Source organism: Streptomyces alanosinicus, from assembly GCF_014650595.1.
In the GTDB taxonomy this organism is placed as follows: domain Bacteria; phylum Actinomycetota; class Actinomycetes; order Streptomycetales; family Streptomycetaceae; genus Streptomyces; species Streptomyces alanosinicus.
Genome location: NZ_BMVG01000014.1, coordinates 66,926 through 87,888 on the forward strand (window position 1 = coordinate 66,926; position 20,963 = coordinate 87,888).

The following is a 20,963-nucleotide window of genomic DNA, read 5'->3' on the forward strand; positions in this document are numbered from 1 at the left end:
TGGGGGCCATGCAGACCGTGACCGCCGTGGCCCACCGCGGCGACCCCTACCGCTTCCGTGAGAACACCATCGACTCGCTGCGATCCGCGCTCGACCGGGGCGCGGACGCGGTCGAGGTCGATGTACGCCTCACCCGCGACGGCGTTCCCGTGCTGCTGCACGACGACACGCTGCGGCGGCTGTGGCGGCACGACCGGCCGCTGGCCGCGCTGTCCGCCGAGGAGGTGCGCGGTCTCACGGCGGGCGGTGTGCCGACGTTGGCCCAGGCGCTGGCGGCCACCGGGGACAGCCGGGTGCTGCTGGACCTGTGCGGCCGGGTCGGCCGGCGGACGGCGGACCGGGTCGTGGACGCGGTCCGGCAGAGCGGGGCCGAGGACCGCGTCTACTACTGCGCGGGCGCCGAGGCGATGCTCGCCGTGCGCGCCGCCGACCCGGCCGCCGAGATCGCCCTGACCTGGACGAGCCTCGCCCCGCCCCGGCCCGCGCTGCTGGACGCGGTCCGCCCGCGCTGGCTCAACTACCGCTTCTCCCTGGTGAGCCGGGACCTGGCGGCCCGCGTCCACCACGACGGCCGTCTCCTCTCGGTCTGGACCCCGGACACCCGCCGCGCGATGACCCGTCTGCTGGACCTGGGCGTCGACTCGATCACCACCAACCGCGTGGCCGCTCTGCACACCCTGCGCAACGGCGCGTGACCGGCCTAGTGCCGGGTCGGGCGGGGTGGCGCGGGTGAGGTACTGCGGGACGGGCGTGGAGTCCTGGCCGGTGTCGCGGACCAGGCCGTAGCGGCGGGCGCCCTGGGCGGGGGCGGTGGTGATGTCCTTCTCGGCCGCCGCCCAGGTAGCCGGGAAGACGCTCAGGCCGTAGTCGGCGCCGCGTTCGTTCAGGGTGAGGGTGACGCTGCCGTCGACGTAGAAGTACTCGTTCTGCCACATCTGCCGGGTGCCGGGCGGCAGGACGGTGTAGCCGACGGCCGGACCGCCCATGCCGGTGACCGCGGGGTCGGTGCCGAGCCGGTCGTCCATACGGCGGCCGCCGCCCGAGGCGACATGGAACAGCTTGCCCTTCAGCCCGGTCCAGGCCGGCATGACGAGGCTGCCGGCCCGGTACTGCGGGGAGATCTGCCAGCGCACGAGGACATAGCCCGTGCCGTGCAGGGTGACGGCGTCGCCACGGTGGTTCATGACGGCGTGGGCGCCGCCGGTGCTGGTGATGCCGGTCTCCGGGCGGTGCGGCAGGGCGGCGGGCGCGGCGGACCGGGACGGGGAGGGCGCGGCGGTGGCCGGCGGCCACATGGCCGGGCCGGTCGCCGGGGGTGTCACGGCCGGGTGCGGCGGGCGGTCCGGAGTCCGTACGGCGAGGTAGGTGCCGCCCGCGACGAGCGTCGCGCCCGCCGTCAGCGCACGGCGGGCTTTGCAGGCCGATGCCCATCATGCTGTGCCCCTGGTCACGGCCGCTCTCCTGCCACTGGGCGAGGTCCTGGGCGGCGTAGCGGACGGGGATGGCGTTCTTGAGGGCGCCGTTGCCCTGGCCGTGTTCGAGGTAGTTCACGGCGCGGCGGAAGTCGGCGCGGTCGTCGAGGAGGATGCCGATCGCCATGAGGGAGGCGAGGTTGCACAGGTCCCAGTTGGCCCAGTAGTCGGAGATGACGGCGCCGTTGTGCCGGGTGAGGAAGTCGAGGTTCATCGGGCGGAAGACCGTGCGCAGCATCTTCTTGAAGCGGGGGAACGCGAAGTGCGGGTGGTCGCGGACGAGTTCGGCGGCGGCCGCGAACTGGTAGCCGTGGATCCCGGCGGCCAGGAACCGGTCGGCGTTGCCAGTGACGGTGGTGAGGGTGGCCGACCAGGCGTCGAGGATGGCGACCGCGGTGTCGCCGTGGGCCTCCGTGCCGCCGATCCTCCCCCAGAGGGGGGACCCCAGCGCAGGGCGTTCTGGTAGGCGGCGTGGATGTCGTTGTAGAGGGTGCGGTAGTTCTGGCCGGAGCCCGCGCCGCGGTACACGGTGGCCTGCGGGCGCGGCTGCCAGATGCTCTGCGCGTGCGGATTGGCGGTGAGCCGCCGCCAGCCGGCCGGCCAGGGGTCCCGGCCCGCGGCCACCCGGACCCTGGCGCGGTGCAGATCACCGGCGTTCACCAGAAGTCCGGGGTGGGCGAAGGGCTTCACCGCGCCCGCCGCGGCCCCGGGCTGGGCGGCGTCCGCCCCGGCGCCCGTGAACGCGGCGATCCCGCCTCCGAGCGCGCCGGCCGCCGCGAGTCCCCCGCCGAGCGTGAAGAGCCCCCGTCGGCTCAGACGGTGCTTGTCGACGTGCTGGTGGGCCGGGCTGCGCATGCGGGGACTCCGTGGGCGAGGAGACGGTGATGTGCGAGGAGACGGGGCGAAGGGCGCGCCGATGACAGTTTTCTGCGCGGAAGCGGTACGCCATGCGCCGCAGCAGCCGTTCGACCCAGCGGATCGTGCTCGCCGCCGTCAAGCAGCGGGGGCGGCCATGGGGCGCGGCGCCGCTCCGAGCGCCTCCAGCCGCTTGATCTTCTTCCGTACGACGTACAGCGGGACGACCCCGAAGACCCCGAAGGACATGTCGATCAGGCTCCACCAGAAGGGGATGCCGCGGATCGGTCCGCAGACGAGGGCGAGCGGGACGATCCCGGCGCAGGCGATCATCCCGAACTCGACGACCCAGATGTTGCGGACGGGGTCGCGGTAGGGCCCGTAGAAGGCGACCGCGATGACGAGGTGGGCGAAGGCCAGCCAGTCGGTGCCGTAGAGGAGGAAGGGGTAGTCGGAGTCGGCGGTGTCGAGACCGGTCCGCACCCGCTCGATCCAGTCCCAGAGTCCCGGCAGGTGGTCGGGCACGGACAGCGCCCGCAACGCGCTCTCGGTCCAGCGCAGTTCGTGGACCAGGGGGAAGGCGGTGGCCCCGCTGAGTACGAGGCACACGACGAAGAGGACCAACCAGACACGAATGCCCCGGAGCAGGGCGGCTCTGTCGCTCATGGGATGAGCGTACGCCGACAATTGAACACGTTCAAAAGCACCCCGCGCTCGCCCCTTGCCCCTGTCCCTCCCCGCTACTCCAGCGGCGCGTCCAGGGCCACATGCCGCACCCCCGGCAGATGACCGTCCAGTTCGCCGGGCTCGAAGCGGCACATGCCGACCGCGTGCCAGAACTCGCCGGTGACGTCTCCCTCGTACTTGTAGCCGCCGGTCGGGGACAGGGCGGCCCAGCCGCCGGGCATGCCGACCAGGGTGGCCCGCAGGGTGGCCGGGGACTCCGCGGCGGCGTCCGCGGGCACCTGCCACAGCCGTACCGTCCCGTCCTCGCCGGCGCTGGCCAGCAGGGAGCCGTCGGGGCTGAACGCCACGGCGAGGATCCGTCCGGTGTGGCCCCTCAGCGCGGCCGTCTCGCGGCCGGTCTCCGGGTTCCACAGGCGGACGGTCCGGTCGTCGCCCGCCGTGGCCAGCAGGGGGCGCCGGGGGTGGGCCGCCGCCGTCCAGAGCCTGCCGGTGTGGCCGGTGAGCCGGTGGGCGATCTCACCGTCCTTCCAGATCAGCGCCGTACCGTCCCAGGAGGCGCTGGCCAGCCAGGAGCCGTCGGGGGCGAACGCCACGGCGTAGACCCGGTCGGTGTGGCCGTCGAGTTCGGCGGTGATACGGCCCTCCGCCAGGTCCCACAGGCGCACCTTGCGGTCGTCGCAGCCGGTCGCCAGTGCCGTGCCGTCGGACCGGAAGGCGATCGCGCGGACCCGGCCGAAGTGCTCGGTGATGGTGGCGACATGGGCTCCGGTGGACCGGTACCACAGCCGTACCGTGTCGTCGTCGTTGGCCGTGGCCAGGAGCCTGCCGTCGGCACTGAACGCCTCGGCCCACACATGGTCGGTCTCGACGTCCAGTTCGCGCTGGTACTCGCCGGTGGCCGCGTTCCACAGATAGATGTCGCCGTCGCTGCTGGCGGTGGCCAGCAGCGGTCCGGCCGGGCCGAACACCGCCGAGACCAGGCGGTCGCTCTGCCCGGTCAGTTCGCGCAGCCGCCGCCCGGAGGCGGAGTGCCACACCCGTACGACACCGTCGTTGCCGCCGGCCGCCAGCATCGAGCCGTCGGGGCTGAAGGACAGGGTGCCGATGCGGCGTCCATGGCCGCGCAGGATGCGCTTGCCCTGTCCGGTCGCCGGATCCCACAGGCGGACGACGCCGTCGTTGCCGCCGGTGACCAGCAGCGCGCCGGGGCCGGTGGCCGGGGCGTCGCCGTGCGGGCGGAACTTGCACACCCAGACTGAGCCGCGGTGCTCGGCGGGCTGCCGGTTCAGCGGCGCCGCGACCGGGTCGGCCGCCGGGTCGATCCGCCACAGCCGGACCACGCCGGCGCTGTCCCCGGCCGCGAGCAGCGTCCCGTCGAGATCGAACAGCACCTGGTACACGGCCCCTCGGCAGCCGCCGAGCAGCCCCGCCGAGCGCCCGGCGGCCAGGTCCCACAGCCGTACCTCGCCCTGGGTGTCCCCGCTGACGAGCAGGGCGCCGGCAGGGTGGAAGTCCAGGGTGTAGACGCGTCCGGAGTGTCCCGTGAACTCGTGCCGCAGGGTGCGGGTGGCGACGTCCCAGATCCGCACGGTGCCGTTGCTCCGGTCGACGCCGCGGTCGCCGGTGGCCAGCAGGGTGCCGTCGGGGCTGAACCGCGCCCGGTACACCGCGCCCTCGTGGCCGGGCAGTTCACCGTTGCGCCGCCCGGTGGCGAGGTCCCACAGCCGTACGGCGCTGGAGGCGTCCCCGGTGACCAGGGAGGTGTCGTCCGGTCCGAACGCCATGGTGTAGACGGGCGCGCTGTGGCCGGACAGCCGGTGCAGCGCGGTGCCCGAGGCGGTGTCCCAGACGGTGACGACGCCGTCGGCGTCGCCGGTGGCCATGCGGGAGCCGTCGGCGTCGAGGACGAGGGGCCAGACACCCTTCGGGTGGATCGGCAGCCGGTGCAGACAGCGGCCGGAGACCGGGTCCCACAGCCGTACGGTCCCGTCGGAGCTGCCGGTGGCGAGGACGCGGGCGCGGAACTTGACGGCGTAGACCCGGCCGGTGTGGCCCTGCAGGGTGCGCAGCGGCATGCCGGTGGCGGCGTCGCAGACGAGGACGCCGCCGTCCTCGCTGCCGACGGCGAGCAGTTCGCCGTCGGGACTGTAGGAGATGGGCTCGGGCAGCCGGCTGGTGCGCATGTCGAAGCCGTACGGCACCCCGACCGCGGAGGGCCGGAAGCCGGAGTCGACGGCCATGCCGGGCGCGTGCGCGGCGGTGGCGAGTTCGGGCGCCGCGGCCAGCGGCCCGGTGGTCGCCGAGATCAGCGCGGCGCGCCGCCAGTTACCGCCGTCCACCCGGGCGCCGGTCAGCTCGGTGCCGATCAGCCGGGCCCGGCGGAGGTCGGCGCCGCGCAGGTCGGCGCCGGTCAGGTCCGCGCCGTCGAGCCGGGCGCCGACGAGCCGGGCGCCGCGCAGGACGGCCCCGGAGAGGTTGGCGCCGACGAGCCGGGCGTCGGTGAGGTCGGCGCGGGTGAGGTCGACGCCGGAGAAGTCGCGGTGGGAGAGGTCCTCCCCGGCGAGGGCGGCGCCGCGCAGATCGGTGTGGGCGGGCACCCGGAGCCGGCTGAGGATCTTCACCGCGTTGGCGTGGGCGGCGTCCATCGCCCCGTCGCCGGGCGCGGCGGACAGTTCCCGCTCCGCCCAGGCCTGGCAGATCCGGTGGTCGGCCAGGTCGCACAGGAACTCCACGGCCAGCCGGCTGAGCTGGCGCCGGCCGAGCAGGGTGCTGTCGCCGTCGGTGAGCCGGCGGGCGCACTCACGGGCGACGAGCCACTCCACCACCGAGCCGTGGATGAACCGGAACACCCCGTCGTCGCTGCGCACCAGCAGGGTGCCGGAGCCGATGGCGTGGGCGGTCTGCGGCACCGACAGCCGGGCCTCGGCGAGCCCGGTCAGGGTCTCGGCGACATCGGTCAGCTCGTCGAGGCGCAGCGAGTCCTGGCCGCTCTCCCACAGCCGCAGGGCGAGCGCGGTGACCGCGTCCCACAGCTGGTCCAGGGAGAGTCCGGGCTCCCGGCCGGGGCTGGCGCCGGCCCGCTGCGCCTCGAAGCCGAGCCAGGCGGTGAGGACTTCCTGGTAGAGCCCGGCGGGGCTGAGGGCGCGGCCGGCGCCGGCGACCGCGCGCAGCTGGTCGTCGTCGAGGTCGGCGACGAAGCCGAGCAGCCGGGGGTTGCGGCACAGGGCGAGCAGGTCGGGGATGGCGTCGAGCAGCGCGAGCCGGTGGTCGGCGGCGCGGTGGTCGCCGTCGTAGCGGTTGACCAGGTAGGCGTGGATCTGGCGCGGGGTGAACTCCTGGACGGCGAGGACCCGGCGGTGCGGGAGCAGGCCGACGCGTTCGCCGAGCGCGGTGAGCACCTGCCCCTGGGAGCGGAAGTGCTGGGTGCGGCTGGAGACGACGATCTTGGCGCTGTCCACGGCGGAGTCCAGCAGCACCTGGAGGCGTTCGGCGGCGCGGTCGTAGGTGACCTGGTTGACGAGTTCGTCGAAGCCGTCGAAGAGGAGCACGATCCGGCCCTGCTGGAGCATGTAGCGGAAGGCGCGCAGGTCGATGTTGTCGACGCCGTGGGCGGCGAGGTGGGCGGCGACGAGTCCCTCGAAGGAGTAGGCCCGGTCCAGGGCGTGCAGTTCGATCAACAGCGGGACCAGGTGCGGGAGTTCGGCGGGGATACGGCGGGCCAGCTCGCGCAGCGCGAAGGTCTTGCCGTGTCCGAAGTCGCCGAGGAGCAGCAGGAAGCGGCCCTGGTCGGAGTCGAGCAGCCGCAGCATCTCGTCGACGAGCCCGTCGCGGTCCTCGGCGTCGAGGCGTTCCACCTCCCGGTAGCGCTGCGGCAGGTACATGCCCGGGGGATAGCGCGGGTCGGTGTGCAGCCGCTCGCTCTGCGCCGAGACGTATCCGCGCAGGTCGAGCAGGCCCTGGAACTCGGTGAAGCTGCGCACCCGGATGCCCCGGCGGCGGGCCGCGTCGCGCAGTTCACGGGCGGGCGGCGGGCCGTCGTGGACGAGTTCGGCCTCGGTCTCGGTGTCGGCGGCGTGCACGAGGGCCACGAACCGGTCGACGTCCTCGCCGGTCGGGGTGCCGGTGTGCACGGCGACCCGCTGCTGGCGGACGAAGCCGGACTGGGTCCAGGTGACGAGCAGTTGGGGGACCGGGCCGTCCACGGGGCGGATCTGGGCGCCCTCGTGGCGGGTACGGCACACCTCCGTGACCCGGGCGAGCAGTATCTCGGCGGGGGTCTGTACGGCGCGCGGCTCGGGGTCGGGGGCGGCCGGGTCCGGATCGGGAGCGTCCCCGACCGCGGGCACGAAGGCCCGCTCGGCGCGCCGCCACTGGACCTGCCGCCGCCGTGGCTCGCCCGGCCCCTGCCACACGGCCAGTCCCTCGCGGGTGACGCGCAGCAGCTGATGCCCGCCGGGCCGGCCGGTGCCGATCACCGGGACCTCACCGGCGGTGGTGGCCAGGTCGGACGGGGCCGCGCCGGAGTCGGCCGGGCCGTGCAGCAGCAGATGCAGCCGGGGCGCGGTCAGCCGGGTCAGCACATCGGTGTCGCGCAGCGGCCCGGCGCCGTCCAGGGCGGCCGCACCCGGCGCTCCGGCCCGGCGGACACCGGGGGCGGCGGGCCGGGCGGCGCCGCCGGGCGCGTGCCGTACGGCGCCGATCCGCAGCCACCCCTCGGTCTCGTGCGGCCGCAGCGCCTGGGCGAACCAGGCGGCCTGCTCGCGGCCGATCAGCCCGTACCGGTCGTCGCGCCGATGGCTGTACGCCATCGAGGAGTTGAGCCCCGCGACCACGGTGTGCAGTTCCGGCACCGGAAAGAGGGTCCACGGCTGATCACTGTCGAAGACCACGTCGAGCCCCTGGTACAGCTCGCGGAACAGCCGGGCGAAGTGCCGCCACTTGGGCCAGTACGGCGGCCGGGGCGGCATGTCGTCGGCCTCGCAGGTGCTGAAGTAGGCCTGGCTGGCGGCCTGGTTGACGTCCTGGCCGCCGGGCACGAGGGCGACCCGGTGCGGTTCGAGTCCGAGCAGGGCGCGCAGCCCGGTGAGGAAGGCGAGGGCCTGTTCGAACTCGCGCCGGCTGCCGGAGGCGGTGAGGTCGCCGGTGACGACCAGCAGATCCGGCGAGGGCGCCCCGGCGTCGGTCAGCTCGACCAGGTCGCCCCGGATCGCGGCCTGCAGCTCGGCCGGGTCCTGCCCCCGGCCGAAGGCGGGCCCGGCGAGCTGGAGCACGGTGACCGCCTCCCGCTCCCCGCCCTCGGCCGTCACCCGCGGATATGTCGGCGCCGCCGCCGGTCTGCGGCGCCCCGCCCAGCCGGGCCCGCCGAGCGGCCGTCCGGGGCTCGGCACGGACGGGACCGACGGCGCGGGGTGGCCGCCCGCCCCCGGATAGTCGGGGCGGGCGCTGGGCCGGGCCCGCCCGTCGAGGGCCTGACGCACCCGGGCGAGCAGCAGCTCGCGGGCCGCCCCCGGATCGGCGACCGGCACCAGGTCGACATAGGTGATGGTGGCGAGCAGCCCCTCCACGGGGATGTCCTCGACCCGTACGGTGATCAGCCGCCGCTCCGGCGCGTCCGGGTCGGCGCGCAGCGCGGCCTGCCACTCCATGCGCCCGTACCGGGAGCGCTCGTAGTTGTGCGAGAGTACGGCGATGACGGCGGCGGACTCGCTGACGCCCCGGTCCATGAAGTCGACGAAGTTCGTGCCCGGGACGAAGTCCCAGGCCTGGAGCACCGTCCGGTACCCCGCCTCCTCCAGGGTCCAGGCGATCCACGACGCCCAGCGTTCGTCGGCCGGTGAGTAGCTGATGAAGAAGTCCAATGGCCCGGTGTCCCCCGGGATGTTCTGACGAGCCACCATGTATGCATGATGCCGTGAAAAGAGTGGCCGACACCGGTCGTTTCGAGGCGTTCGGCGACACGTGGGCCACGGCGGGGCACAACTGTGCGACCCTTCCAACCGTGCGTGTCTTTCTCCGTCTGCATGTCCTGGACCGGGTGGCGATCGGTCTGCTGGCGACCGGACTCATCTGTACGGCCACGGGACTGCTGCCCGCGGATTCCGCTTCCGACGCGATGACCCGCATCGCACCGCTGCTGGGCTTCCTGGGCACGGTGATCGTGCTGGCCGAGCTGACCAGCAGGGCCGAGGTGTTCGACGTCCTCGCGGCCCGGATGGCAAGGGCCGCCCGGGGCAGTTACTGGTTGCTGTTCCTCCTGTGCGTGGCCTTCGCTTCGGTCACGACGATCGCCCTGAACCTGGACACGACGGCCGTGCTGCTGACCCCGGTGATGCTGGCGCTCGCCTCCCGGGTGGGCATCGCGCCGGTGCCGCTGGCCATGACCACGGTGTGGCTCGCCAACACGGCGAGCCTGCTGCTGCCCGTCTCCAACCTCACGAACCTGCTGGCCGCCAACCGGGTCGCCCTGTCCCCGCTGGGCCTGGCGGGCCGAATGTGGGCCCCGCAGCTCGCCGCGCTGGCCGTGACGATGGCTTGTTTGTGGCTGTTCTTCTGGCGCCGGGGCAGGCGTGGGGCGCCGGTGACCGACGAGTCCGGCCTGATGACCGCCGTACCGGTGTCGGGCCCGGGGTCGGCGCGCGCGGCGGACCTCCGCCCCGACCCGGCCGACCGCTACATCCCGCCCGCCGTGCACCGCCCCGCCGACCCGGTGCTGTTCCGCGCGTGCGGGCTCGCCTGCGCCGGTTTCCTGATCGCCATCCTGGTGGCCGACGTCCCGCTGTGGATGGCCTCCGCGACGGCCGCGCTGGTCGCCGTCACGGCCTTCGCCCTCCGCGACCGCTCCGCCCTCCGCGTGTCCCTCGTCCCCTGGCGGCTGCTGGTGATGGTGCCGGGCATGTTCCTGGTGGTGGAGACGTTCGACGCGCACGGGCTGCACCACCTGCTCGCCTCGGCGGTCGGCCACGACAGCGGCACGCTCGGCATGTTCCGCGCGGCGGCGGTGGGCGGCGGCCTGTCCAACGCCCTCAACAACCTCCCCGTCTACCTCGCCGGCGAGTCGGCGGTCCCGACCGCCAACCACGACCAGCTCCTCGCCCTGCTGGTCGGCACCAACGCGGGCCCGGTGATCACCCCATGGGCCTCCCTGGCCACGCTGCTCTGGTTCGAGCGCTGCCATGCCTACGGCGTTCGAGTACCGGTGGCCCGCCTGATGGGCACGGGGTTCTTTTTGGCGACGGCGACAGTGATCGCGGCGGTGGGGGCGCTGGTGCTGACGCGCTGACTAATTTTTCACGGCACCGACGAACGCAGACCAGGCGGGCGCCGAGAAGACGACGGCGGGGCCGGTGGGGTTCTTGCTGTCACGGACGGGGACGTGGGTGGGGGCGGGGGTGTCGTTGACTTCGAGGCAGTCACCGCTGTCGCCGCCGCTGTACGTGGACTTGCGCCAAGCGGCAACCTCTACGCAGTCGCCGCCGCTTTCGCCGCTGTAGCTGGACTTGCGCCAGGCTGTGACTTCGAGGCAGGAGCCGCCGCTGCCGCCGCTGTAGCTGGACTTGCGCCAACCCGACAGCACTGACGCGTCAGGGATGGTGTGCTCACTGGGCTGCATGCTCGTAATCCTCCGCGACAGACCTGAGCAGGTCCAGAGATTTACGGTGCGACAAGGCGTCGCCCAGTGCAAGATCGTAAATCTCCTGGCACTCGCGTACCAAGGACGGGAGTTCAAGGATCCGCCCGTTGTTCACACCCTCCGCATACGCGATGGGCGGCATCTCTTCGAACCACATGAGCGAGAGGAACCCCTCCAGCAGGGTGTGCGCGCCCACGGAGAACGGGAGTACGTGCACGTAGATGCGGCGGCACTCTCCCAGCTCCACGATGTGACGAAGCTGCTCGCACATCACAGCAGGCCCGCCGATCACACGCCGCAACACCGTCTCGTCGAGCAGGGCGCAGAACTCCGGCGCGTGGAAGTCGTCGAGGATGCGGGCCCGGTCGAGGCGAGTGGCCAGGAACTCTTCGCATTCTTCGTTGCTCTTGCGCGGGTAGCTGGAGCTGAACACCTCGTGCGCGTACTGCTGAGTCTGCAAGACACCCGGGACCAGGCTGGGCCCGTACTCCTTGATGGCAGTGGCCTGCCCCTCGAACTCCAGCGCTCCCTTGAAGTGCTCAGCAACCTTGCGACCGTCGAGTGTGGGCAGGAACCGCTCGAAAAACCCATCCGTGCCCAGCACTTGATCCAACCGCCGCGCATCCTCAACATCCGGCCTGCGCCGCCCCGCCTCGATGTGGGCGATATGCGTGCGGGACATCATGACACGTTGGGCCAACTCTTCCTGGGTCAACCCAGCCGCCTCCCTCCTCCGCTTCAGCTCCTGCCCGTACTCCAAGCGCGTACGCGGATTGTCCTCGACGGCCACCTGCTCAACTCCCCCTCTTGCAAACCCCTTTGTCACGCTCGGTCATCTACCGAAGGTACTCCCGTCCACATCACTCTGTGCATGTATCGCCACGGAAAGTGAAAGGCGCGGGAATGCAGGACAAGGAAGAGGACGGTTTCGTCAGCGTGTTTCTCACGCTGGCGGTGTCCCGGGACAGTGGCCGGACCTGGGGGCCGACGGTGACGTACCGGCCGCCGAGGAACGCCGCGCCGCTGGACCTGTCGGGGCGGTTTCCCCCCTGTGAGTGTCCTCGGTGCCGAGGGAGAAAGGGCTGACGAGGTCGAGGAGGTGCGGCAGCATCTCCGGGCGCCCGGCGACGAAGGACCGCCCCGTGTCGGGGCCGCCGTAGCCGCCGCCGAACTCCGCGCCGTCGAGGTGCCGTAGAACGACCCCCGCCTCGCGGGCGAGCAGCGCGCCGGCGGGGAGGTCGATCGCCTCCGCGCGGTAGCCGACGAAGCCGTCGATGTCGCCTCGGGCGAGCATCGCCCAGGCGACCAGCGGCGCCCACAGCTGGAGCAGGCGGCGGGAGCGGAGTTCGAGGGTGTGGCGCAGATCGCAGGCGACGGGGTCGTCGCGGGAGACCGCGTGGCCCTGGGTCCAGGCCAGCAGGGGGCCCGCGGCGGAGAGCGGGCGGGCGCGCGGCGGAACGGCGAGGCGCCCGGCCGGTCCCTGGGCCCCGCCGCCGCGCAGGGCGGACCAGGTACGGCCGGTGAGCGGGTCATGGACGACGCCCACGACGGGCGTGTCCTCGACGCAGAGGGCGACCCCGACGACGTAGACGGGCAGGCCGATGACGACGTTGTTACTGCCGTCGAGGGGATCGATCAGCCAGGTGCGGCCGCCGCCGTCGCCGGCGAGTTCGCCGGACTCCTCCGCCAGGATCCGGTCGTGCGGGAAGCGGTCCCGGATCCGGCCCACCACCAGTTGTTCGGCGGCGACGTCCAGGTCGGTGACGACGTCGCCGAGTTCGCCCTTGGGGCGGGCGGCGAACCCGTCGGGGTAGCGGGACCGCAGCAGCGCCCCGGCCTCCTCGGCGGCGCCCACGGCCGTACGGCGCTCGACGGCGTAGCCGTCTGCGGAGGAGGACGGGTCAGGGTTCGGGCTCATGGATCCTCCTGAGGGCGGCCCGAGCGATCCGGGCGGTCTGGGTCGCGTCGCACGTCCGGCGGACCATGCGATGCCCGGGGGCGGACGGCGGGCCCAGCGAGAGGTCCACCCGGCCGGGCAGGGTCCGCCCCAGGACCAGGGTGGCGGTGGGGCGGCCGTCGGGCACCACGCTGGTGTGGAATTCACCCGCGGGGAGGGTGTAGCTCTGGCCGCGCGCGCTGCTCTGCCGCGCGCCGGGCCGCAGCCGTACCAGGCGCGGGGTGGGCCGCAGTTCGTCGACTCCGGACGGATCGCTGAGGACTTCGAAGACCCGGTGGGTGGGCTCGCCGGGATCGTCGTGCACGTCCACGCGCCGGTTGTCGAGCCGCCCGTACAGCACGGTGCTGGTCAGGTCCCAGCTGTGGCAGTGCACTTGGGGCACGGAGTGGTCGGGCTCCGCGTCCGGTGTGCCGAAGACGTGGACGCAGACGCCGTCGTCGCCGTCGCGCAGGACGGGCAGGCAGACGAAGCCCAGTGGATGGCGTATCGCACGCAGCGCGGCGCGGCCCGAGACGATCCGGTCCAGTTCCGATTCGGCGTGTCGGATCAGCTCGGCGGCGGCGTGCCGCCGGGCGGCCCGTTCGAGGGCCGGGTAGTCCATGTTCCTTTCCCCCTTGGCCGGAACACGGCGCTCACCTGCGGTACGGGTTCTCCGCGCGCAGCGCCTTGTCGATGATGTCGCCGACGTCACGGTCGGTGAAGCTCGGCGGAAGCGGCAGGCCGAGCCGGTCCAGCAGGCGCCCGACCTCGTCCACGGTGGGGTCGTCGGCGAGCGGGACGGCCTCGCGCAGATCGAGCTTGACCGCCTGTTCCCGGCTCTGGTGCAGCTCGGTGACGTAGTAGTCGTAGAGCGGCCGGTCCCGCTCGACGCAGAGGCTGACCCGGCTGGGGTCGTCCTGGGTGATGATCAGGCAGGTGTCGGAGAGGTCGAACCGCAGCGTCGGGGCCACCGAGGACAGATGGACGTCGATCTCCAGGGTGTCCAGCCGCTGCCGGTGCCAGCAGGCGGCGACGACGGTGGCGTACGCCTCCTTGCGGGTGCGCTCCACGGTCCACTCGGCGAGGCCGCTTCCGGCGCCCGGCCCGAAGGTGCTGCGGAACCGGGCGTAGGCGGCGCAGACATGGTCGTCGGCGGGGTTGATGATGTCGATCTTCATGCTGAGGGAGCGCCGCTGCCGCTGGGCTTCGAGCACGCACTCGGGCAGGGTGACGGCCCGCAGATAGGTGCCGGTGCCGCCCTTGAACACCCAGCGGGTGGTGGCGCGCCGGGCCCGCTCGTGCGCGAGCGCGACCTCGGCGCCGGAGAGCGCGCGCACCATGGCCAGGTCCTCGATGGCCCGGCTGGTCCCGGCGGTCGCGGCGCGCAGGTCGGCCATCCGGCGGCGGCGCTCAGTGAGCGAGCCGTACACCAGCGCCGCGAGCACGAGCAGGGTGGCGCCGGAGACGATGTTGTCGTCCATGTTCTGGTTGAGGACGTCCATGACCCCGACGACCAGGGCGACGCCGATGGCGACGACCCCGTCCACGTTTCTGAGCGCCCAGGCGATCGCGTTCTCCAGCCGGTGCCCGGCCCCCTGCGGCGTGCTGCTGGTCACGAGCACCCTCCCCCGACGGCGGCTTCCATCGTAGGAGCAAGGGCACTTGGTCAGCCATGCGTCAAACCAGCCGAAACAGGCTCACGACAGATCGGCGGGGGTGGCAACTCCTCGGCGGCGCCTGGCTCCTGTGACGAGCGTCCGACGGGGGAGTGGGCTGAGGACCCCGGCACCGGGAGGATCACATGCCCGCTCGGGCCGCGCCGTAGGGGCATCCCTTCGGCGCGCTCGTGGTGCGGTGCACGAAGGCCGGCCGCTGGTCGGGGTCCACGGGGTCGTAGTAGCGGTGGAAGACCGCGGTCGCCCCTCCGGACAGGGGCGGGACGATCCAGCTCCAGTCGGCCGGCACCGGGCGCCCGTGCCGCTTCTCGCGGTCCACGTGCGCGAGGAACCGCCGCGACTCGGTGTGGTGGTCGGCCATGCTCACCCCCGCCCGGTCGTAGGAGTGCAGGACCGCCAGGTTCAGCTCGACCAGGGCGCGGTCCCGCCACAGGGTGCGCTCGTCGCGGGTGTCGAGGCCGAACAGTTCGGCGACGGCGGGCAGCAGGTTGTAGCGGTTGGTGTCGGCGAGATTGCGGGAGCCGATCTCGGTGCCCATGTACCAGCCGTTGAAGGGCGCGGCCGGGTAGGTGACCCCGCCGATCTCCAGCGACATGTCGCTGACGGCCGGCACCGAGTACCAGCGCAGACCGAGGTCGGCGAACCCGGGATGACGCGGATGCGTCAACGGCACCTCCAGCACGGCGTCCTCGGGCACCTCGTAGAACTCCGGGGTCCGGCCGGGGCCGGGCCGCACCAGCAACGGGAGCACCTCGAAGGGGGTCTCGCCGCCCTTCCAGCCCAGGTCCCTGGCCAGCGCCGCCCGGCGGGTGCTGCGCGGGTCGTCCGCGTAGCGCACCAGCTGCTCGCCCAGCAGCGTCGCGGCGGGCCGGCCGGGGCGATCGGGGGCGAAGACGCTGATGACCGGCCGGATGCGGCCTCCGTTGGTCGCGATCCGCAGATGCTCGAAGCACTCACCGGCGATGTCGTCGGGATGCGTGACATGCCGAAGGTCCCGCACGATCAGGTTGTTCCAGTAGAGCCGGCCTATGCAGCGCGCCGCGTTGCGCCAGGCCACGCGCGCGCCGAACGCCAACTCCGCCGGGGTGTGTTCGTACGTGCCGAAGCGCTCCACCTCCGCGGCGACCTCCGCGAGCCGTCGGCGCGGATCGCCGGCGCCCGGGGTCTCGGCGGCGAACTGGCGGATGAACACCTCGGCCGCCGTCAGGACGACCTCGTGCGCCGACGGGCGGCACCGGGCCGGGTCGGACGAAGGGGGGAGTTGCACCGGATTCTCTCCTGCTCGGGGGCTGCTGCTCACACGGGCGCGGCAAGCGAGTGGCCGCACGGCCGGGGCCGGATGGGCCGGATGGGCCTGACGCTCAGTCCTCGGGCGGTTCCCGCAACCGCCGGGGCAGCAGCGCGGCCTCCAGCGCGGGCACGTCGAAGGGGTCGAAGTGGATCCGCTCCTGCGGGATCCCCTGCCGGGCCAGGGTGGCGCTGGCCTGCGTGACCATGTCCACCGGCCCGGAGAGGAACGCCTCGTGCCGGTACCACGGCCCGAACTCCGTCAGTACCCGCGGCAGGGTGCCCTCCAGCCCCGCAATACGCTCGTGCGACACCGCGGCCCGCACCGAGAGCCAGTGGTGCCGCTGGGACATCCTGAGCATGTCGTCCAGGCCGTAGAGCTCCTCGGCGGTCCGCGCACCGACGAAGACGTCGACATAGCGCTCTGTCCCGGTGCGGGCCGCGTCCTCGACCAGGGCCTTGATGGGGGCCATGCCGGTCCCGCCGGCCACGCACACCAGATCCCGGTCGGTACGCGGGTCGAGCGTCATGTCGCCCTGGGTGGGTCCGAGCCGCACCACGTCCCCGGGCTTCGCGCCGTAGACCAGGCCCTGGCTGACCTGGCCCTGGGCGACCGCACGCACATGGAAGGTCACGGTGTTGTCCGGGCGCGGGGCGTGCGCGGGCGAGTAGTAGCGCCATGCCTTGGGGTGCCAGGGCGTCTCCACGCTCGCGTACTGGCCCGCCGTGTACGGGTAGGGCGCGTCGGGCCGCACGGTGATCTCCGCGATGCCGTGGCCGCGGTGCCGGTGGTGGATGATCTCCGCCTCCCACACCGCGGGCGCCGTGCGTGCGTCCTCCGCCGCGGCGTGCGTCATCACCTGGGCGACGACGCCGTATCCGTGCGTCCACGCGGCGGCCAGCTCCGGGCTCCACTCCGGGCCGGCGTAGCGGGCCAGGGCCGCGAGCAGGCACTCGCCCACCGCGGGGTAGTGGCCGTCCAGCGCCCCGAACTTGCGGTGGTCGCGACCGAGCCGGCCGCAGAACCGGATCAGGTTCTCCGGGTCGTCGACGAGGTCGACGATCTGCAGCAGCCCGCGCAGCAACCGGTCGCGCTGGACGTCCAGGTTGTCCGGGAAGAGCCCGCGCACCTCGGGGTAGCGGGTGAACAGGATGGCGTAGAAATAGACCGTCATGTCCGCCGCGTACGGGCCGACCACGGCCACGCTCGCGCGCATCAGGGCGACTTCCTCCGCGGTCAGCGGCACGAGGTCCGGCGGCGGACTCGGCGCCGGGGGCGAGGGAGTGGGAGTGGGAGGAGGGGCTGCTGATTCCGGTGGCTGCGCCGTGGCATCCACCGCGTCACGGCGTCCTCTCGACGCACGGGAGAAGATCACCGGGCGCCTCCCGCTGCAGATCGAATCGTCATCACCATGAAAGAAATTCAGTGTCAGAGCAGCGGGGAGCGGGCACCGCCATTCGGCTGTGACGCCGTCGCGATACGACGCCAGAGATCAACTCGGCCGCACACGGGCGACTTGGGAACGGGCAGGAACGCATTCACCCTAATACACAATCTTCACCCGTCAACCAAAGGATTGGCACGGCCTCGCCGCCACTCGCGCGCTTTTGCTCCACAGACCGCCGGCGAGATATCGGAACTCGCTCCGTATTGTGATCCGAAACCAGTCGCTTTCAGGAGTGCGGTGGATTCAGAAGTCATAGCTGGCATGACTTATGACAGCGTAATACCACGTGAATTCACCGGGCTGAAGGTGATCTCTGGCGGTAAATCCGGATATCCGGGGCGGGCGTCGGGCTGGTGGATCGTGCGGAAGCTCCGGAGAGGCCGTCGTAGTAGCCGCAGTCAAGGTCCTGGACGACCCAGCGCGTGGTCGGGCCGGTGAGCGCGGTGCTGGTGGGGAGGGAGAGCCAGCCGGTCATGCTGATGACGGCCGGTCCTGGAGGACCACGGCGACCTTGTCGGTGAGCACGTCGACGGCGGGTTGTGCGGCGGCGGGCGTGGGGACGGCCGTGATCCCGGAGGTGTCGACGGGGTGGGCCGGGTCGTCGGCGCCGGGCGCGTCCGACGGCCAGGCGGTGCCGCCGAGCAGGGTCGCGAGGCGCGGGTCGAAGGCCTCCGCGAGCCGTTCGGCCTCGGGCACCGCGGTGGAGGCGCGGGCCTCGGTCCACCACTTCCGCTCGTCGTCAACAAGGCCTCGACGGGGACGAGGGGGCGGCCCTCCGCGTCGCAGAGCTGGATGACCGCTCCTTCGGCGGCGGACCGGACCTGGAGGTCGGGACGGGAGCGGGAGAATGTCGGGCGGCAGCCGGCCGATCCGTTCATCGGCGGACAGAACGACGTCGGTCCGCTGTCTTTGGCCGAGGGGCGTAATCCCGCTCAATTCCCTGCGCTGTCGCATGGCCTCCCGACCGCAGAACTCATCACTGGGCCGACTCCGTCACTTTTTGGAGCCCTTTCCTTTCGCGCCCTTTGGCGAGGGCGCCGGGACGGGCGACGGCGATAGGATGGCGCGGTGGGCAACACCTTCTACGGCGATGGCGACGGTCTTTACTTGAGCAACGGCGGCACGGCGGTATTCGTGGACGTCCTGATGCTGGCGGTGACCGATCTCGTGGAGCAGCCGTGGGACTACCGCTTCGCCGCCCTCCTCGCGCTGCAGGACCAGAGCATCATGGGGCGGGGAGCGGTCGGCTTCGACCTGGAGGACATCGACTGGGGCGCTTCACCCGAAGAGCGGGCGCGGAACAAGGACTTCGTCCTCCGCGTCACCGACCTGGCCCTGAACCGGCACCGGTGGGACGAGTTGGACTACGTCCCGGCTTTCGCCGCGGACTATCTGCGCCGCTTCCGCGCCATGGTGGCCGCGTACACCCCGGCGCCCCGCGGCGACGGGCCGCCCACGGCCTTCCCCGGCCCTGAGGAAGCGGCGACGGCCTCGTGCGCACGGCACCGTGTACTCAGTGCGCTGCCGTACTGGGAGGGCTGCGTGTTCTGCACGGCGCGGTAGCGGTGACACCGCCTCGGTCAATTCGCCTCTCTGTCCGCGGCGTCCAGCGCCACTCCGTTCTCGACGAAGAACACCCCGCCGCGCTCGTGCAGCACAACGAGCGGCTCACATGCGACGGTCGATGAATTCCGGCACTTGATCGCGGGAGTCTCGGTCTCTGTTGCGGGACCGTGCGACTCGTCGCCGGTTCGTGGTGGTCACAACCCCACGATCTTGTTCCAGCGCTTGGCGAACTCCACCCGTTCCGTGGAGGTGATGTCGCGGGCGATGGCGAGGCGCCTGCGCATCGAGCTGTCGGGGAAGATCAGCGGGTTGTCGGCGAGGGCCGCGGTGTCCTTGTCCGGGGCGGCCGCGAGGACCTCCTTGGCGGCCGGGACCGGGCAGACGTAGTTGACCCAGGCGGCGAGCTTCGCGGCGACCGCGGGATCGTAGTAGTAGTCGATCAGGCGCTCGGCGTTGGCCTTGTGGCGGGCCCGGTTGGGGATCATCAGGGAGTCCGACCAGAGTTCGGCGCCCTCCTCGGGGACGACGAAGCGGATGTCGGGATTGTCGGCCTGGAGCTGGATCACATCGCCGGAGTAGGCCTGGCAGGCCAGCACGTCACCGCTGACCAGGTCCTTGGTGTAGTCGTTGCCCGTGAAGCGGCGGATCTGGCCGCGGCGGATCTGCCGCTCCACCTCGTCGCAGACCGTGTGGAAGTCGGCCGCCGTCCAGCGGGTGATGTCCACGCCGTTGCCCTGCATGAGCAGCGCGAAGGACTCGTCCAGGCCGGAGAGAAGGGTCACGCGGCCCTTGAGGTCGCTCGCCCAGAGATCCTTGACGTGCCGGATCTCGCGGCCGAGCTTCTTGCGGTTGTAGGCGATGCCGGTGATGCCCGACTGCCAGGGCACGGTGCACAGCCGGCCCTTGTCGAAGGCGGGTGAGCGCAGCAGCGGGTCCAGGTACTTCGCGACGTTCGGCTGATGGGCGCGGTCCATCTGCTCCACCCAGCCGAGGCGCACGAACCGCGCGCACATCCAGTCGCTCATGACGATCAGATCGCGGCCGGTCGCCTGGTGGTTCATCAGCGCGGGGCTGATCTTGCCGAAGAACTCGTCGTTGTCGTTGATCTCCTCGACGTAGTCGACCTTGATCCCGGTGCGCTTCGCGAACGCCTCCAGCGTGGGCCGCCGGTTCGGGTTCTTGTCGTCGGTGTCGATGTACAGCGGCCAGTTCGCCCAGGTCAGCTTCTTGTCGGCCGCGGACTCGTCGGTGACGGCCCGGTCGCCGGGCGCGACATAGGCGGCCGGCACCCCACAGCCGGCCAGGGCGCCGAGCGCCGCGGTGCCGCCGAGGGCGCGCAGAAGGGAGCGGCGTGACATCACGGACGTACGAGAGGAAGTCTGGGGCACCACGGAAGGATGCCTGCCCGCCCGCCGGACGGACAATCGACGCTGCGTCGAGCATGCCCTCGCCTGTCCGACACCTTGTCGATCCGCGGTGGTCATGCCCCGGTCAGCTCTGGGTCATGCCGTGCCCGGGTCGTGCGCCGCCCCGGCGTCGGTCACCCCCCAGCTTCCGACCAGGCCCAGCGCCTCGGCAGCCCCCGGTTCGGGCGCCGGGAGGTAGCTCACGAGAACCTGGCCCGGCTCGGGCGTGTGCAGCACCTCGAAGTCCAGGGTGAGCGGCCCGACCAGCGGATGGCACAGGGTGTAGCGGCCGGGGCCCTTCTCGGCCACGTCCTGGCGGGCCCACAGCCCGGCGAACTCCTCGCTCTTCATGGCGAGCGTGCCGATGAGTGCGGCGAGCGCGGGATCGTCGGGATACCGGCCCACGCTCACCCGCAGGAACGCCACCGTCGCCGCCGCCTTCGGCCCCCAGCTGTCCGCGAACAGGGCGCGGTAGCGGGGTTCCAGGAAGATCAGGTGCGCGAACGTCCGCCGCTCGTGCGGTACGTCGCCGAAGTCGCCGAAGACCGCGGCGGCGAGCGCGTTCCAGGCCAGCACCTGGGTGAGGTGGCCGCAGACATAGGCGGGGCCGGGCTGGGCGTCGAGCAGCCGGCGCAGGGACGGCCGTATCGCCGTCGGGGCCGTCGGGGCCGGTGCCGTGTCCGGCAGGGCGCGGTCGGGCCGGGCCAGGTTGCGCAGGTGCGCCCGCTCGGCCGCGTCCAGGCGCAGCGCCCGGCCCACGGCCTCCAGCACCCCGTCCGAGACATGCGGGTTGCGGCCCTGCTCCAGGCGTACGTAGTACTCGACGCTCACCCCGGCCAGCTGTGCCAGTTCCTCGCGCCGCAGTCCGGGCACGCGCCGGGGCCCGTACGCGGTCAGGCCCACGTCGGCCGGGGTGAGCCGGGCCCGCCGGGACCTGAGGAACTGGCTGAGTTCGGTGCGTCGTTCGCCGGGTGCCGTCATGCGCTCCAGTATCCGGCGC

At 72.4% G+C, this 20,963-nt stretch carries 15 protein-coding genes and 2 pseudogenes; 3 read left to right on the forward strand and 14 right to left on the reverse strand.

Going from position 1 to position 20,963, the window contains the following annotated elements; all coding sequences use genetic code 11:
- Positions 1-8: 8 nt before the first annotated feature.
- Complete coding sequence (locus IE277_RS26040; protein WP_189956134.1) at positions 9-695, forward strand: glycerophosphodiester phosphodiesterase; 687 nt, start codon at positions 9-11, stop codon at positions 693-695.
- Between the two features lie 9 nt (positions 696-704).
- Here the strand turns inward: IE277_RS26040 and IE277_RS47450 are convergent.
- The 4 genes and pseudogenes from IE277_RS47450 to IE277_RS48895 form a co-directional block, all read right to left on the reverse strand.
- Positions 705-1,403 (reverse strand): annotated as a pseudogene (locus tag IE277_RS47450) (sigma-70 family RNA polymerase sigma factor); the annotation flags it as partial.
- 279 nt (positions 1,404-1,682) lie between these two features.
- The gene (locus IE277_RS26050) at positions 1,683-2,327 is read right to left on the reverse strand and encodes a hypothetical protein (RefSeq protein WP_189956136.1); all 645 of its coding nucleotides are present in this window, start codon (positions 2,325-2,327) and stop codon (positions 1,683-1,685) included.
- Positions 2,328-2,465: 138 nt separating this feature from the next.
- Positions 2,466-2,993 (reverse strand): hypothetical protein, encoded by a 528-nt coding sequence (locus tag IE277_RS26055; RefSeq protein ID WP_189956137.1) that lies wholly within the window; start codon positions 2,991-2,993, stop codon positions 2,466-2,468.
- 74 nt (positions 2,994-3,067) lie between these two features.
- The gene (locus tag IE277_RS48895) at positions 3,068-8,911 is read right to left on the reverse strand and encodes a WD40 domain-containing protein (RefSeq protein WP_189956138.1); all 5,844 of its coding nucleotides are present in this window, start codon (positions 8,909-8,911) and stop codon (positions 3,068-3,070) included.
- A 101-nt stretch (positions 8,912-9,012) separates the two neighbouring features.
- Between IE277_RS48895 and IE277_RS26065 the strand changes: the two genes are divergently transcribed.
- The gene (locus IE277_RS26065; RefSeq protein ID WP_229881966.1) at positions 9,013-10,293 is read left to right on the forward strand and encodes an ArsB/NhaD family transporter; all 1,281 of its coding nucleotides are present in this window, start codon (positions 9,013-9,015) and stop codon (positions 10,291-10,293) included.
- On the opposite strand, the gene IE277_RS26070 is transcribed toward IE277_RS26065, so the two are convergent.
- The 8 genes and pseudogenes from IE277_RS26070 to IE277_RS50105 all read right to left on the reverse strand — a co-directional run.
- Positions 10,294-10,623 (reverse strand): DUF397 domain-containing protein, encoded by a 330-nt coding sequence (locus tag IE277_RS26070; RefSeq protein WP_189956140.1) that lies wholly within the window; start codon positions 10,621-10,623, stop codon positions 10,294-10,296. It abuts the gene before it with no gap.
- Positions 10,610-11,434 carry a helix-turn-helix domain-containing protein gene (locus IE277_RS26075; RefSeq protein ID WP_189956141.1) on the reverse strand — a complete coding sequence of 275 codons (825 nt, stop codon included), beginning with the start codon at positions 11,432-11,434 and terminating at the stop codon, positions 10,610-10,612. The genes IE277_RS26070 and IE277_RS26075 overlap by 14 nt, the downstream gene beginning before the upstream one ends.
- A gap of 153 nt (positions 11,435-11,587) precedes the next feature.
- A complete protein-coding gene (locus IE277_RS26080) occupies positions 11,588-12,562 on the reverse strand; it encodes an inositol monophosphatase family protein (RefSeq protein ID WP_229881967.1) in 975 nt (324 codons plus the stop codon).
- A complete protein-coding gene (locus tag IE277_RS26085) occupies positions 12,546-13,202 on the reverse strand; it encodes a hypothetical protein (protein ID WP_189956142.1) in 657 nt (218 codons plus the stop codon). The genes IE277_RS26080 and IE277_RS26085 overlap by 17 nt, the downstream gene beginning before the upstream one ends.
- A 31-nt stretch (positions 13,203-13,233) precedes the next feature.
- A complete protein-coding gene (locus tag IE277_RS26090) occupies positions 13,234-14,196 on the reverse strand; it encodes a hypothetical protein (RefSeq protein ID WP_229881968.1) in 963 nt (320 codons plus the stop codon).
- Positions 14,197-14,377: 181 nt separating this feature from the next.
- Positions 14,378-15,523, reverse strand: coding sequence for a nitric oxide synthase oxygenase (locus IE277_RS26095; RefSeq protein ID WP_189956143.1), 1,146 nt, complete (start codon positions 15,521-15,523; stop codon positions 14,378-14,380).
- A gap of 94 nt (positions 15,524-15,617) precedes the next feature.
- Positions 15,618-16,760 carry a globin domain-containing protein gene (locus IE277_RS26100; protein WP_189956144.1) on the reverse strand — a complete coding sequence of 381 codons (1,143 nt, stop codon included), beginning with the start codon at positions 16,758-16,760 and terminating at the stop codon, positions 15,618-15,620.
- A gap of 589 nt (positions 16,761-17,349) precedes the next feature.
- Positions 17,350-17,824, reverse strand: a pseudogene (locus tag IE277_RS50105) (DUF6177 family protein); the annotation flags it as partial.
- Positions 17,825-18,059: 235 nt separating this feature from the next.
- Between IE277_RS50105 and IE277_RS26110 the strand changes: the two are divergent.
- Positions 18,060-18,554, forward strand: a complete 495-nt coding sequence (locus IE277_RS26110; protein WP_189956146.1) for a hypothetical protein — start codon at positions 18,060-18,062, stop codon at positions 18,552-18,554.
- A gap of 197 nt (positions 18,555-18,751) precedes the next feature.
- On the opposite strand, the gene IE277_RS26115 is transcribed toward IE277_RS26110, so the two are convergent.
- Both IE277_RS26115 and IE277_RS26120 read right to left on the reverse strand, forming a co-directional pair.
- Positions 18,752-19,915, reverse strand: a complete 1,164-nt coding sequence (locus IE277_RS26115; protein ID WP_189956227.1) for an ABC transporter substrate-binding protein — start codon at positions 19,913-19,915, stop codon at positions 18,752-18,754.
- Positions 19,916-20,059: 144 nt separating this feature from the next.
- The gene (locus IE277_RS26120) at positions 20,060-20,944 is read right to left on the reverse strand and encodes a helix-turn-helix transcriptional regulator (RefSeq protein WP_189956147.1); all 885 of its coding nucleotides are present in this window, start codon (positions 20,942-20,944) and stop codon (positions 20,060-20,062) included.
- Between the last annotated feature and the right edge of the window lie 19 nt (positions 20,945-20,963).

Bases quoted from the DNA above. Each gene is read 5' to 3' on its own strand.
- IE277_RS26120 (WP_189956147.1), bottom strand. From the start codon at position 20,944: ATGACGGCACCCGGCGAACGACGCACCGAACTCAGCCAGTTCCTCAGG.
- IE277_RS26080 (WP_229881967.1), bottom strand. From the start codon at position 12,562: ATGAGCCCGAACCCTGACCCGTCCTCCTCCGCAGACGGCTACGCCGTC.
- IE277_RS26055 (WP_189956137.1), bottom strand. From the start codon at position 2,993: ATGAGCGACAGAGCCGCCCTGCTCCGGGGCATTCGTGTCTGGTTGGTC.
- IE277_RS48895 (WP_189956138.1), bottom strand. From the start codon at position 8,911: ATGGTGGCTCGTCAGAACATCCCGGGGGACACCGGGCCATTGGACTTC.
- IE277_RS26100 (WP_189956144.1), bottom strand. From the start codon at position 16,760: ATGCGCGCGAGCGTGGCCGTGGTCGGCCCGTACGCGGCGGACATGACG.
- IE277_RS26040 (WP_189956134.1), top strand. From the start codon at position 9: ATGCAGACCGTGACCGCCGTGGCCCACCGCGGCGACCCCTACCGCTTC.
- IE277_RS26085 (WP_189956142.1), bottom strand. From the start codon at position 13,202: ATGGACTACCCGGCCCTCGAACGGGCCGCCCGGCGGCACGCCGCCGCC.
- IE277_RS26115 (WP_189956227.1), bottom strand. From the start codon at position 19,915: ATGTCACGCCGCTCCCTTCTGCGCGCCCTCGGCGGCACCGCGGCGCTC.
- IE277_RS26070 (WP_189956140.1), bottom strand. From the start codon at position 10,623: ATGCAGCCCAGTGAGCACACCATCCCTGACGCGTCAGTGCTGTCGGGT.
- IE277_RS26050 (WP_189956136.1), bottom strand. From the start codon at position 2,327: ATGCGCAGCCCGGCCCACCAGCACGTCGACAAGCACCGTCTGAGCCGA.